At 42.4% G+C, this 12966-nt stretch carries 13 protein-coding genes; all 13 read right to left on the reverse strand.

Annotated features, from left to right (window positions below; all coding sequences use genetic code 11):
• Positions 1–533 precede the first annotated feature (533 nt).
• The 13 genes from PASHI_RS03335 to PASHI_RS03395 all read right to left on the reverse strand — a co-directional run bounded on the left by PASHI_RS03335 (position 534) and on the right by PASHI_RS03395 (position 12957).
• Positions 534–2372, reverse strand: coding sequence for a choice-of-anchor I family protein (locus PASHI_RS03335; RefSeq protein ID WP_062564593.1), 1839 nt, complete (start codon positions 2370–2372; stop codon positions 534–536).
• 143 nt (positions 2373–2515) lie between these two features.
• On the reverse strand, positions 2516–3874 hold the full coding sequence (gene glmU / locus PASHI_RS03340) for a bifunctional UDP-N-acetylglucosamine diphosphorylase/glucosamine-1-phosphate N-acetyltransferase GlmU (protein WP_062564594.1): 1359 nt from the start codon (positions 3872–3874) through the stop codon (positions 2516–2518).
• A gap of 269 nt (positions 3875–4143) precedes the next feature.
• The gene (locus tag PASHI_RS03345; RefSeq protein ID WP_054554812.1) at positions 4144–4566 is read right to left on the reverse strand and encodes a F0F1 ATP synthase subunit epsilon; all 423 of its coding nucleotides are present in this window, start codon (positions 4564–4566) and stop codon (positions 4144–4146) included.
• Between the two features lie 13 nt (positions 4567–4579).
• Complete coding sequence (gene atpD / locus PASHI_RS03350) at positions 4580–5965, reverse strand: F0F1 ATP synthase subunit beta (protein ID WP_054554811.1); 1386 nt, start codon at positions 5963–5965, stop codon at positions 4580–4582.
• A 32-nt stretch (positions 5966–5997) separates the two neighbouring features.
• Positions 5998–6858: a F0F1 ATP synthase subunit gamma gene (gene atpG / locus PASHI_RS03355; RefSeq protein ID WP_054554810.1), complete on the reverse strand. Its 861-nt coding sequence runs from the start codon at positions 6856–6858 to the stop codon at positions 5998–6000.
• Between the two features lie 59 nt (positions 6859–6917).
• Entirely contained in the window at positions 6918–8459 is a 1542-nt protein-coding gene (atpA, locus tag PASHI_RS03360) for a F0F1 ATP synthase subunit alpha (RefSeq protein WP_054554809.1), read from the reverse strand.
• Positions 8460–8473: 14 nt separating this feature from the next.
• Positions 8474–9007, reverse strand: a complete 534-nt coding sequence (gene atpH / locus PASHI_RS03365) for a F0F1 ATP synthase subunit delta (protein ID WP_054554808.1) — start codon at positions 9005–9007, stop codon at positions 8474–8476.
• Between the two features lie 16 nt (positions 9008–9023).
• Positions 9024–9494, reverse strand: coding sequence for a F0F1 ATP synthase subunit B (atpF, locus tag PASHI_RS03370; protein WP_054554807.1), 471 nt, complete (start codon positions 9492–9494; stop codon positions 9024–9026).
• Between the two features lie 42 nt (positions 9495–9536).
• A complete protein-coding gene (atpE, locus tag PASHI_RS03375; RefSeq protein ID WP_004335261.1) occupies positions 9537–9770 on the reverse strand; it encodes a F0F1 ATP synthase subunit C in 234 nt (77 codons plus the stop codon).
• A 56-nt stretch (positions 9771–9826) separates the two neighbouring features.
• Positions 9827–10684, reverse strand: coding sequence for a F0F1 ATP synthase subunit A (gene atpB / locus PASHI_RS03380; RefSeq protein ID WP_054554806.1), 858 nt, complete (start codon positions 10682–10684; stop codon positions 9827–9829).
• 15 nt (positions 10685–10699) lie between these two features.
• Positions 10700–11080, reverse strand: a complete 381-nt coding sequence (locus PASHI_RS03385; RefSeq protein ID WP_054554805.1) for an ATP synthase subunit I — start codon at positions 11078–11080, stop codon at positions 10700–10702.
• Positions 11081–11239: 159 nt separating this feature from the next.
• Positions 11240–12151, reverse strand: a complete 912-nt coding sequence (locus PASHI_RS03390) for a ParB/RepB/Spo0J family partition protein (protein WP_054554804.1) — start codon at positions 12149–12151, stop codon at positions 11240–11242.
• Between the two features lie 20 nt (positions 12152–12171).
• A complete protein-coding gene (locus tag PASHI_RS03395) occupies positions 12172–12957 on the reverse strand; it encodes a ParA family protein (protein ID WP_054554803.1) in 786 nt (261 codons plus the stop codon).
• Between the last annotated feature and the right edge of the window lie 9 nt (positions 12958–12966).

The following is a 12966-nucleotide window of genomic DNA, read 5'->3' on the forward strand; positions in this document are numbered from 1 at the left end:
TCGATATCGAATTGACTGTGCTGAAACAAGTAAACTTGTTTCCGTTGGTCACTCAGTTCAATTGAGACTCTAAATTTGTTTGCGTTACTTAGTAAACTAAGCTTCGCTGTTAGAACTCAATCTGCACGAGTGCCCACACAGATGATTGCTTTATATTGTTAAAGAACGTTGCGACGTTGTCGCTAGGGATGCGTATAATACATCCTTAATTTTTCGAGTCAACACTTAATTTTAAACTTTCTTTTTAGACCGTTTTAAACCGAAGTTTTACTTAACTCTCTGTCACCTTGTTCAGCGCTTTTCATTGCTGCCCGCCGTGTCAGTGGATGCGCATTATAGGGATGCGAAGAATTAACGCAAGCACTTTTTGAAGGTTTTTTTGATTATTTTCAAATTAGTACAATAACCATACAAATAAAGGGCTGCAGAGGGGTTTTAGCTCAAAAAGCAGTCATTTTTGTGAGAATAAAATGGCATAGAAAAAGCGACATACTTTAAATTAGCTATGTCGCTTTTTATTTTTATAAGGCGGATTAGTTAGTAGAAATTTCCCAAACAGCGATTGAACCCGAAATTTCATTACCAACAACTAGCAATGCTTCATTCGTTGCACTTTGTTCTGCAGGTATAAATGCCATACCTTCAGGAGCAAGATCACCTGTTATATCTGCATCAGCTTCTAGGCCACGATTAAAAAAGTAATCCTGGAATGTCACATTGTATGGATTAGTAATATCAAACACCATAATGCCACCCATACGCTCTAACCCGATAAATGCAAATGTACGTTCGCCAATCGTACCCAGTGCTAACGCTTCTGGTTCTGCACCTTTGTCATCAGAGCGACTATCACCGTCATTTTCATCTTCGTTATTATTGAATGCTGCTCCGTGAACTGATGCAGTAATACGTGAGATTTGATCGCCCGAGTCAAAAACCACCATGCCGTTACTATCCCAAATGGTAAAAGATCGGGCACCATATGCATAGAGTGATTCATATTCGCCATTATTATCTTCATCACCTTTAACAGTGGTCACTTTTAAACGGCCAATATCACTGTTGTCATTGTTCAGGTAATCAAAATTGCTTGCCAGTGTTAAGTCTTTAGCTCTGGTTTCATCTATATATGATAAACAACCATCATCTTCATCGTAATCTAGACCACCTTTTGCTAAACAATCAGCTTCGTCGGTTGTATCAAAGAAGTATTCTCGTGCATCACCTTCGTTCGCTGTGACAATAAAGTTAGCACCTTTCCAGGTAAAGCTTGAAATAGTATCTGGTTGATACATGCCATAGAGACCAGGGTACGATTTAAAGTTAACGCCACCGTCTTTATCTGATGCATCAAAAAGTAAATTAGACCAATCCTTAAATCCTAAGCCTTTAAGCTCTAGGCTATTATCTTCAAGATTGACGATAGCAAGGGCGTTATTTTCTTGTAGTGACACGTAGGCAAACTTATTGTCTTTCGAAACGCTGATGTATTCAGGTTCTAAATCCATAGCTACGGTTGTATTAATCAAGTTACCGTTGATTGTTCGACCTGTCGGGTTAGCAAATACAATCCCAAGTTCTTCAAGCTCTGCTTGTTTGTCGTTATAAGCTGAAAAAGTAAGGCTAATAGCAGTATCTGCAATTACACCATCATTAATATTAATAATGCTGATAGAGCCTTCAGGGTCAATACTGTAATCACCATTGGGTTCGCCTTCATTTGCAACCAATACTTTATTGCCATCATGGCTAAAAGTAACCATGTCGGGCAGGGCGCCTACAGTAACATTTTTAATAAACTGAGGCTCGTCGCCACTAATATCATAAAATGCGATTAAACCGGCATCACCGGTATTACTTGCAGCCATAGCGACTGCTAAAAGTTCATTATTAGCATCAATAGCGATACTGTTTGCATCGCCCACACTGTGCTCATTAAGTGCAAGGGTAATCTCTGAGCTTAAATTAGTGCCGTTTATTACCCCTTCGTTATCTTTAACTAAAACTTCACGATCAAAGCTATCGGCTTTCATGATATTAACGACCGCAGAATCACCGGAACTATTGATAGCAAATATTCGTTGTTTAGATGCTTGGTAAGCAACAATTTCCGCAGCACCTTCAGGGCTTTCTGCGTTCAGCACTGCACGGCCGATAAGATTTATAGTTAAAGCAGCGTTTGCATCTGTACCGTTTGCTCCGTCAGTTCCGTTTGCACCATCGGTGCCATTTACCCCATCAGTTCCATTAGTACCATTTTGACCTGCAGGACCTTGTTCACCTTGTAGGCCGTCTTTGCCGTCGTCACCGTCTAATGAGCAGCCAGAAAGAATGGTTAAAAGTGATAGCGCAATAATTGATCTTTTTAACATTATTATTTTTCCTTGGAGTTGTATTGAGGCAATTACAACACGCAGGCATTACAACTATATGGCACTTTTATGAGAACAAAATTTAGTCATAAAAAAAGCGAGTATAAACTCGCTTTTTATTTATAAATTAGTAGGGTAGCTCATTACTTTTTAGTTGGGCGCTTCCAACCAGTAAGGTTACGTTGTTTACCACGAGCGACTGCAAGCTGCTCATCTTCAACAGTATTAGTGATAACAGAGCCTGCGCCAATCGTTGCCATTGAGCCAATATTAACAGGGGCCACCAGTGATGAGTTAGAACCGATAAAGGCGTTATCTCCAATAATGGTTTTTGATTTATTTACGCCATCATAGTTACAAGTAATAGTACCTGCGCCAATATTAACTTTTTCGCCAACTTCAGTGTCGCCTAAGTAGGTTAGGTGGTTTGCTTTTGAGCCTTTGCCTAAGCGAGTCTTTTTCATCTCAACGAAGTTACCAATGTGTGAGTCTTCTTCCATAATCGCACCAGGGCGAAGGCGGGCATAAGGACCTAAAGTACATTTAGCAGCAACACTGGCTTCTTCAACTAGTGAGTTAGCTTTAATAACAACGTTATCGCCGATAGTACAATCTTTAAGTACGCAATTTGGGCCAATTTGTACGTTATTACCAAGCGTTACTTTACCTTCGAAAATAACATTAACGTCGATCAGTACGTCTTCGCCAGTCGTTACTTCACCACGTACATCAATACGAGCAGGATCAGCAAGTGTTGCGCCGTTTAGCATTAGCTCTTCTGCTTGCCATGCTTGATATGCACGTTCAAGCGCTGAAAGTTGTACGCGATTATTAGCACCTTCAACTTCCATCGGATGCTCAGGCTGTGCAGAAGTAATTTCAACACCTTCACTGTGTGCCATCGCCACAATATCTGTTAAGTAATATTCACCTTGGGCGTTATTATTAGATAGGTTACCTAACCAGCGTTTAAGTAGCGCACCATTAGCAGCCATAATACCGGTATTGATTTCTTTAATCGCAAGTTGCTCAGGTGAAGCATCTTTTTGTTCGATAATACCTACTAGCTTGCCATTTTCACGGATCATTCGGCCATAACCTGATGGGTCATCTAAGGTAACCGTTAATACTGCTAAGCCTTTTTCTGGAGTCGCAGCAAGAAGCTTTTCTAAGGTTGCGCGTTTTGTTAGTGGCACATCACCATAGAGAATTAATACGGTGTCATCATCGGCAATGTGTTCTTTAGCAACAGCGACAGCATGACCTGTACCGAGTTGTTCTTCTTGTAATACCCAGTTTACTTGGTTGTGCGATAGGGCTTCTTGAAGCTGCTCACGGCCATGACCGTAAACAAGATTTGTTTCACGAGCGCCAAGGGCAGTGGCATTATCAATAACGTGCTGAACCATAGGTTTGCCAGCAACTTTGTGTAATACCTTAGGTAGAGCAGAGCGCATACGGGTGCCTTTACCCGCAGCGAGAATAACGGTAGTCAGAGACATTAAAACAATATCCTTCTTTCTTTGTTTTAGTGGGACGTAATGAATTTAGCTATAAACATGCAAAGTTGCGCAAGTCACATCATGTGCAAATACTCAATCCTAGCTTGAAGGAAAGAACCTTGTATAAAAGCTTAGCTCATTATCAATTAACACATTGTAGCGGGGAAAAGTGCAGGTTATAAGTACAATGATCAGAATAGGGTATAAAACAGTGAATTTTAGACACAAAAAAGCCCACGTTAAGTGGGCTTTTCGAAAACCGAGTAGGCTTACTTTTTACGTAATTGTTGAATTACGCGAAGTTGAGCGATTGCTTCAGCAAGCTGTACTGCAGCTTGTTGATAATCTAACTCAGCAGTTGACGTATTCGCCATTTGCTCTTCAGCATCACGTTTAGCTTTTTCAGCCGCTTGCTCGTCTAGGTCTTCACCACGTACTGCAGTATCTGCAAGAATCGTGATGCGATCAGGTTGAACTTCTAGCGTGCCGCCAGCAATATACATCACGTCTTCGTGACCAAATTGCTTAACTAAACGTACCATACCAGGTTTTAGGGCAGTTAATAATGGAGCGTGACCATAGTTAACACCAAGGTCACCTTCACTACCACTCACTTGAATCGATTCAACCAGACCAGAGAACAAGCTCTCTTCTGCGCTTACTACGTCAAGATGTACAGTCATAGCCGCCATACTACCCTCCTAATTACATGCTTTTGGCTTTTTCTTGAGCTTCTTCAATAGAGCCAACCATGTAGAACGCTTGCTCTGGCATATCATCAAACTCACCGTTTAAGATACCTTTGAAGCCAGCAATTGTGTCTTTAAGTGACACGTATTTACCAGGCGCGCCTGTGAATACTTCAGCAACGAAGAACGGCTGAGATAGGAAACGCTGGATTTTACGTGCACGAGATACAACTTGCTTATCTTCGTCAGAAAGCTCGTCCATACCTAGGATTGCGATGATGTCTTTAAGTTCTTTATAACGTTGAAGAACTGTTTGAACGCCACGCGCAGTATCGTAGTGCTCTTGACCGATTACTAGTGGGTCAAGTTGACGTGAAGATGAATCAAGTGGGTCTACCGCAGGGTAGATACCAAGTGAAGCGATATCACGAGAAAGTACTACTGTTGCATCTAAGTGAGCAAACGTTGTTGCTGGAGATGGGTCAGTTAAGTCATCCGCAGGTACGTATACCGCTTGGATTGAAGTGATTGAACCCGTCTTAGTAGATGCGATACGCTCTTGAAGTACACCCATTTCTTCAGCAAGAGTTGGTTGGTAACCTACTGCTGAAGGCATACGACCTAGAAGTGCTGATACCTCTGTACCCGCTAGAGTATAACGGTAGATGTTATCAACGAAGAAAAGTACGTCACGACCTTCGTCACGGAACTTCTCAGCCATAGTAAGACCAGTTAACGCTACGCGTAAACGGTTACCCGGTGGCTCATTCATTTGACCGTATACTAGAGATACTTTATCTAGTACGTTTGAGTCGTTCATCTCATGGTAGAAGTCATTACCCTCACGAGTACGCTCACCAACACCTGCGAATACTGAGTAACCGCTGTGCTCGATTGCGATGTTACGGATAAGTTCCATCATGTTTACGGTTTTACCAACACCGGCACCACCGAATAGACCAACTTTACCACCTTTAGCGAATGGACATACAAGGTCGATTACCTTGATACCAGTCTCTAAAAGTTCTACTGAACTTGATTGTTCTTCATAAGAAGGTGCTGCACGGTGAATAGACATACGCTCTTCTTCACCAATTGGACCAGCTTCATCAATAGGGTTACCTAATACGTCCATGATACGACCTAGTGTCTTCGTACCTACTGGAACGTGGATTGGCTGACCTGTACCTTCTACTGCAGTACCACGACGTAAACCGTCAGTAGTACCAAGTGCGATACCACGTACCACACCGCCACCTAGCTGTTGTTGAACTTCTAAAGTTAAACCAGCTAAGTCGCCATCTGTTACTTTTAGTGCGTCATATACGGCTGGCACGTTGTCTTGTGGAAATTCGATATCCACAACGGCGCCGATAATTTGGACGACCTTACCTAAACTCATGTCTATTCCTCTCATTAAACTTTGCCGAAGCGTTAAACTGCTGCCGAACCGCCAACAATCTCACTAATTTCTTGTGTGATTGCAGCTTGACGAGCCTTGTTATAAACAAGCTGTAACTCATCCATAAGGTCGCCAGCGTTATCAGTTGCAGCTTTCATTGCAACCATACGGGCAGCCTGTTCAGAGGCAGCGTTCTCAACTACACCTTGGTATACTTGAGACTCAATAAAGCGTACTAACAGAGCTTCTAAAATCGCTTCTGGGTTTGGCTCATATAAGTAATCCCAAGAATGTTGAGATACTTCTTCTTCAGCTTTTGGCAAAGGGAGTAACTGATCGATTGTTGGCTCTTGCTTCATAGTATTAACGAACTTGTTAAATACTACGTATAAGCGGTCAATTTTACCTTCAGAGTATGCATCTAGCATTGTCTTTACAGGACCAATAACGTCTTGTAGTGAAGGTGTATCTCCTAAGTTCGCTTTTTTAGCGACTAACTTACCGCCAAAACGTTGGAAAAAGCCAGCTGCTTTGCTACCTAAAGTAGTAAATTCAGCTTCAACGCCTTTTTCTTTCCACGCTTTAACATCTAGGGCAACTTTTTTGAACTCGTTTGAGTTCAAGCCACCACATAGACCACGGTCAGTAGAGATAACAATATAACCAACTCGTTTTACTTCACGCTCTTCTAAGAAAGGGTGAGTAAAATCAAGATTTGCTTGAGCAACACGACCAATCACTTGGCGTAAGTTTTCAGCGTATGGACGGCTTGACGCCACACGTTCCTGCGCTTTTTTCATTTTAGACGCAGCAACCATTTCCATTGCGCTGGTGATCTTTTGAGTATTCTTGATACTCCCGATCTTGCTTTTAATCTCTTTTCCGCTGGCCATGACTCTCTCTCCGAATCAGGTGGGCTTTAGTTGCCTAAAGCTCACCATTCATAACTAAATTACCAAGTTTGCGTCGACTTGAACTTCTCTAGAAGTTCTTTAAGTTGAGCTTCAATCTCAGCGTTGTAGTTACCAGTTTCATTGATTTGAGCCATTAGCTCTGCGTATGTGCTGTTTGCATAAGAAATTAGGCCAGCTTCGAAATCCATGATTTTCGCGATTTCGATGTCTTTTAGGTAGCCTTTTTCAGCAGCAAATAGCGACAGAGACATTTCAGCAACAGACATTGGTGCGTACTGTTTCTGCTTCATTAGCTCTGTTACGCGCTCACCATGCTCTAATTGAGCACGTGTTGCATCGTCAAGGTCAGACGCGAACTGCGAGAACGCAGCTAATTCACGGTACTGAGCTAACGCTAGACGGATACCACCACCTAGTTTCTTAACGATTTTAGTTTGCGCTGCACCACCAACACGAGATACCGAGATACCAGCGTTAACAGCTGGACGGATACCTGAGTTGAATAAGTCAGTTTCTAAGAAGATCTGACCATCGGTGATAGAGATAACGTTTGTCGGTACGAACGCAGAAACGTCGCCGCCTTGAGTTTCAATGATTGGCAATGCCGTCAATGAACCTGTTTTACCTTTCACTTCACCATTAGTGAACTTCTCAACGTAATCAGCGTTTACACGTGATGCACGCTCTAGAAGACGTGAGTGAAGGTAGAATACGTCACCAGGGTATGCTTCACGGCCTGGTGGACGCTTAAGTAGTAATGAGATTTGACGGTAAGCAACAGCTTGCTTAGATAAATCATCATATACGATTAGCGCGTCTTCACCACGGTCACGGAAGTATTCACCCATAGTACAACCAGAGAATGGTGCTAGGTACTGAAGTGCCGCAGATTCAGAAGCAGATGCAACAACAACAATCGTGTTTTCTAATGCACCGTGCTCTTCTAATTTACGTACTACGTTAGCGATAGTAGATGCTTTTTGACCAACTGCAACGTACACACACTTAACGCCTGTACCTTTTTGGTTGATGATAGCATCGATTGCTAATGCAGTTTTACCAGTTTGGCGGTCACCGATCACAAGCTCACGTTGACCACGACCTACTGGGATCATCGCATCGATAGATTTATAACCAGTTTGTACTGGCTCATCTACTGATTGACGTTCGATAACGCCTGGTGCGATTTTCTCAACAGGTTCAAAACCGTCGTTATCTAAAGCGCCTTTACCGTCGATAGGTGCACCTAGTGTGTTAACAACACGACCAAGTAGACCACGACCAACAGGAACCTCTAGGATACGACCAGTTGATTTAACTTTTACGCCTTCTTTAAGGTCAGCGTAAGGACCCATTACTACAGCACCTACTGAGTCACGCTCAAGGTTTAGTGCGATAGCATAACGGTTGCCAGGAAGCTCGATCATCTCACCTTGCATACAGTCAGCAAGACCGTGGATGCGGATGATACCGTCAGTAACAGATACGATAGTACCTTCGTTACGAGCTTCACTTACAACTTCGAACTGCTCAATACGTTGTTTGATCAGATCTGAAATTTCAGTGGAATTAAGTTGCATGCTCTTTTTCCCAATTACGATTGTAGTGATGTAGCTAAGCGGGCTAATTTGCCACGTACTGAGCCGTCGATTACAGTGTCACCCGCCTTAATGATAAGACCGCCAACAACTGTAGTATCTTCACTACAATTCAGCTTAACTTTGCGTGCGAAACGTTTTTCAAGTGCCGCTACCAATGTTGCTTGCTGCTCAGCAGCAAGCGGTGTTGCAGAAATCACGTCAACGTCGATTTCTTTGTCGTAGTCCGCTTTAAATTCAGCGAATAACTCAGCAACAGCAGGCAGTGCAACTAAACGTCCATTTTCAGCCATCACCTTGATTAGGTTCTGACCTTGTTCGTTGAGCTGCTCTGCACAGATCTTGATAAACAGATCTGCTTGTTCAGTAGCAGTAGGCAATCCAGCTAGCGCGGCAGCGGCTTGCTCGTTGCTGGCAACGTGGCCAGCAAAGAACAACATGTCGTTCCAACTTTCAACAGTGCCTTTTTCAACGGCAAGTTCAAAAGCCGCTTTAGCGTATGGGCGAGCGATAGTAGCCAATTCAGACATGCTCATACCCTCCTAATTACAGCTCAGCGACAAGTTTTTCAACGATGTCACTGTGTGCGGCTTGATTGATTTCGCGCTCTAAAATCTTCTCAGCACCAACCACTGCCAGCGTCGCTACTTGTTTACGTAGTTCTTCTGTTACACGGTTACGCTCTGCTTCGATTTCAGAGTGCCCTTGAGCAATAATTTTTTCACGCTCTTGTTGACCACGAACAGTTTCTTCGTCAACGATTAGCGTGGCACGCTTTTTAGCTTGTTCAATGATATCAGCCGCTTGAGCTTTTGCCTCTTTAAGCTGCTCAGCAGCTTTCTTTTGCGCAAGTTCTAAGTCTTTTTCGGCTCTATCAGAGGCAGCTAAACCATCTTCGATTTTCTTCTGGCGAGCTTCAATTGCACCATTTAGTGGTGGCCATACGTATTTCATACAGAAAAGTACGAAAACCGTAAATGCAATTAATTCACCGATAAGAGTGGCTGTTAAGTTCACGACCGCTCCTCCTTAAAATAGTAAGCTGTTCAAAAAATAATATTAAAGTACGAACAACAATACCATTGCGATACCAACACCGATCATAGCTACGGCATCGATTAGACCAGCAAGGATGAACATCTTAACTTGTAATGAAGGTGCAAGTTCAGGTTGACGAGCACAAGCTTCTAGGAATTTACCACCCATGTTACCGAAGCCGATTGCAGTACCGATTGCACCGAAGCCGATAAGTAGAGCAACAGCGATATACTTAAGACCTAATACTAGTTCCATTTTTTTCTCCAAAGTTTCAATTGTAAATTAAAATTAAATTTTAAAAGTGTAAAAAATTAGTGATTATCTGAGCTTGCCATGCTTAGGTATACGATTGTAAGCATCATGAATACGAATGCTTGCAGTACGATTACTAAGATGTGGAATACAGCCCAAATAAAGTGCAACGGTAGTTGCATTAAACCAACTGCGCCGATCAAGATGAAAATCAACTCACCAGCATATAAGTTACCGAATAAACGCAGTGCTAACGAGAACGGCTTAGCAACTAAAGCGATTGTTTCTAGTAATAAGTTACATGGGATTAAGAACACCATTGCTAGCTTGTTATTAGAGCTAAACGGGTGAAGCGTTAATTCAGCTAAGAATCCGCCAATCCCTTTGATTTTGATTGCGTAACCGATCATCAGAATGAATACACCAATAGCAAGTGCAGCAGTCATGTTGATGTCTGTTGTAGGTACAATCTTCATGTAAACATCGTGAGAATCCATACCAAATGCTTGCTCGCCAACGAAGCCAGCGAATGCAGGTAGGAAATCAACCGGAATCAAGTCCATTAAGTTCATTAAGAACACCCAAACGAAAATCGTTAGAGCTAATGGAGCGATTAATGCGCTTTTACCGTGGTATGTGTCACGTACGTTGTCGCCAACGAACTCAACGATCATTTCAATGAAGCACTGAAATTTACCAGGTACACCGGTATTTGCTTTCTTAGCGGCACTACGGAAGATCCATAAAAATACAAGACCTAGACCGATTGACCATGCGAGGGTATCTATATTCCATGTCCAGAAACCACTGTCTGCACACGCTTTGTTGAAGGCAAGACCAGCGTCGGTCGAGCACATCTTAGCGTTAGTTAAGTGGTGCTGAATATGGCTTGATAGAGTTACTTCTTCTGCAGCCATGTTATATCCCAAAAGTTAATGATTAAAAAAAACGGGCGCAAACAATCCGCTAAATAACACCAATACATAAACACAGAAAAACGGTAATAAAACGACCGTGTAAGACTTCAGTATCAGTGCAAACAAAACGATTGTTAGCATAAATTTTAATCCGTTGCCGCGCTTTAGCGAGGCATACACTTGATTTACTCGACTTGCACCCATATAACGGAATGCATAGACAGCAAATACAAAATTAGGGAGTAGTGCAACAGCTCCGCCAGCAAGCGCTGACTGGCCGGCATTGACTCCCCAACCTATAAAAACAATTACTGCAGCGATTAATGCTACGATACCCTGAAGACAAATTAATTTAAATGCGGCAAGCCTATACGGCCTTGCTAACCTATTAGTCACGTTTTGTTAACCTTTAGAACGTTAAATTGTCAGGGTATGAAAACTGGCGAAATTATACTGATTCCTACCAGTTTTGCAACTTGAGTCGACCCTTTGTAGTGCAAAAACACCACAAATGTCTCTTTTTGGACATGTTATTAATTAATGACGGGAATAGTCTTAATTTATACGGCTTAAAATGCCATCCAACTCATCAAGAGTTGTATAAGAGATAACCAGTTTGCCTTTGCCTTTTTTATTGTAGTTTATTTCTACTTTGGCGCCTAAATTTTCAGCAAGTTTTTGTTCTAACTGTTTGACATCCGGATCTTTTTCTTGCACTTCTTTTTTCGGGGCTGGTTCTAAGATAGAGCGAACTAATTTCTCAGTTTCACGAACAGTCAACGCTTTAGCAACCGCTAATCTAGCAGCATCTGACTGCGCTTCGCCTTCAAGTGCCAATAAACAACGTGCATGACCCATTTCGATGTCGCCATGCTCTAACAAGATTTTAACATCTTCGTTAAGATTATTTAGACGTAGTAAATTAGTCACAGTCGTACGCGATTTACCAACAGCTTCGGCGACTTGTTGATGAGTGAGTTCAAATTCGTTAAGTAAACGATTCAATGCAATCGCTTCTTCCATCGCGTTTAGGTCTTCACGTTGGATATTTTCAATCAATGCGATTGCAACGGCTGCTTCATCTGGTACATCTTTGATGATACATGGAACAGCATCTAATTTTGCAAGTTGAGCAGCACGCCAACGACGTTCACCAGCAATAATTTCATATTTGTCTGCACCAATTTGGCGCACAACAATTGGCTGAATGATGCCTTGAGCACGAATTGAGCTGGCTAACTCTTCTAGCGCTTCTTCAGACATGTCTTTACGCGGTTGATATTTACCCGATTGTAAAAACTCAATCGCTAATTTTTGCAGCTCACCTTTGCTTTGCTCTGCAACAACTTCAGAGACTTGCTCTGGTGTTGCTGTCGCTTGTTGCTGATTATTTGCACTTGGGGCAGGTTTTGATGAACTTAATAAAGCGTCGAGTCCTCGGCCTAAACCGCGTTTTTTAGCAGACATGTTATTTTTTTACCTCGAAGTTAGGCTACTGCTGAAGATGTTTTCTCTTTTCTACGTAACATTTCGCCGGCTAGGGCTAAGTAAGCTTTAGCACCACTTGATGCACGATCATAATACATGGCAGGGGCACCAAAACTCGGCGCTTCTGCTAAACGGACATTACGTGGGATAACGGTACGATATACTTTATCGCCAAAATGTTGTTTGAGTTGTTCTGATACATCATTTGCAAGGCGATTGCGCGGATCATACATGGTGCGCAAAATCCCTTCAATTGTTAACGCTGGGTTTACTAGCTTAGATAGCTGCGTAATGGTATCCATTAATGCCGTTAAACCTTCAAGGGCATAATACTCACATTGCATCGGAACTAAAATCGAATCTGCGGCAGCCATTGCATTAACAGTAAGCATGTTAAGTGAAGGCGGGCAGTCGATAAAAATGAAATCGTATTGGTCTTGAATTTGTTCAAGCGCATTACGTAAACGCACTTCACGAGCAAACAATTCCATTAGTTTAACTTCAGCGGCAGTCACATCGCCATTAGCAGCAATTAAGTGATACTCACCTGAGGTTTCTTTATTGATCACTTCATCGATTGGTGTTTCTTCAATCAATAAATCGTAAATAGTCGCAACATCACCGTATTTATCGACACCACTACCCATGGTAGCGTTTCCTTGCGGATCAAGATCGATTAATAACACTTTACGCTTCGTCGCGGCCATCGATGCCGCGAGATTCACAGCGGTGGTTGTTTTACCAACACCACCTTTTTGGTTTGCTAATGCGATGACTTTTGCCACAGTGCTCTG

It is taken from the genome of Pseudoalteromonas shioyasakiensis, assembly GCF_001550135.1.
Taxonomy (GTDB): domain Bacteria; phylum Pseudomonadota; class Gammaproteobacteria; order Enterobacterales; family Alteromonadaceae; genus Pseudoalteromonas; species Pseudoalteromonas shioyasakiensis.

Bases quoted from the DNA above. Each gene is read 5' to 3' on its own strand.
- PASHI_RS03335 (WP_062564593.1), bottom strand. From the start codon at position 2,372: ATGTTAAAAAGATCAATTATTGCGCTATCACTTTTAACCATTCTTTCT.
- PASHI_RS03390 (WP_054554804.1), bottom strand. From the start codon at position 12,151: ATGTCTGCTAAAAAACGCGGTTTAGGCCGAGGACTCGACGCTTTATTA.
- atpE (WP_004335261.1), bottom strand. From the start codon at position 9,770: ATGGAACTAGTATTAGGTCTTAAGTATATCGCTGTTGCTCTACTTATC.
- PASHI_RS03345 (WP_054554812.1), bottom strand. From the start codon at position 4,566: ATGGCGGCTATGACTGTACATCTTGACGTAGTAAGCGCAGAAGAGAGC.
- atpD (WP_054554811.1), bottom strand. From the start codon at position 5,965: ATGAGTTTAGGTAAGGTCGTCCAAATTATCGGCGCCGTTGTGGATATC.
- atpG (WP_054554810.1), bottom strand. From the start codon at position 6,858: ATGGCCAGCGGAAAAGAGATTAAAAGCAAGATCGGGAGTATCAAGAAT.
- atpB (WP_054554806.1), bottom strand. From the start codon at position 10,684: ATGGCTGCAGAAGAAGTAACTCTATCAAGCCATATTCAGCACCACTTA.
- glmU (WP_062564594.1), bottom strand. From the start codon at position 3,874: ATGTCTCTGACTACCGTTATTCTCGCTGCGGGTAAAGGCACCCGTATG.
- atpA (WP_054554809.1), bottom strand. From the start codon at position 8,459: ATGCAACTTAATTCCACTGAAATTTCAGATCTGATCAAACAACGTATT.
- atpH (WP_054554808.1), bottom strand. From the start codon at position 9,007: ATGTCTGAATTGGCTACTATCGCTCGCCCATACGCTAAAGCGGCTTTT.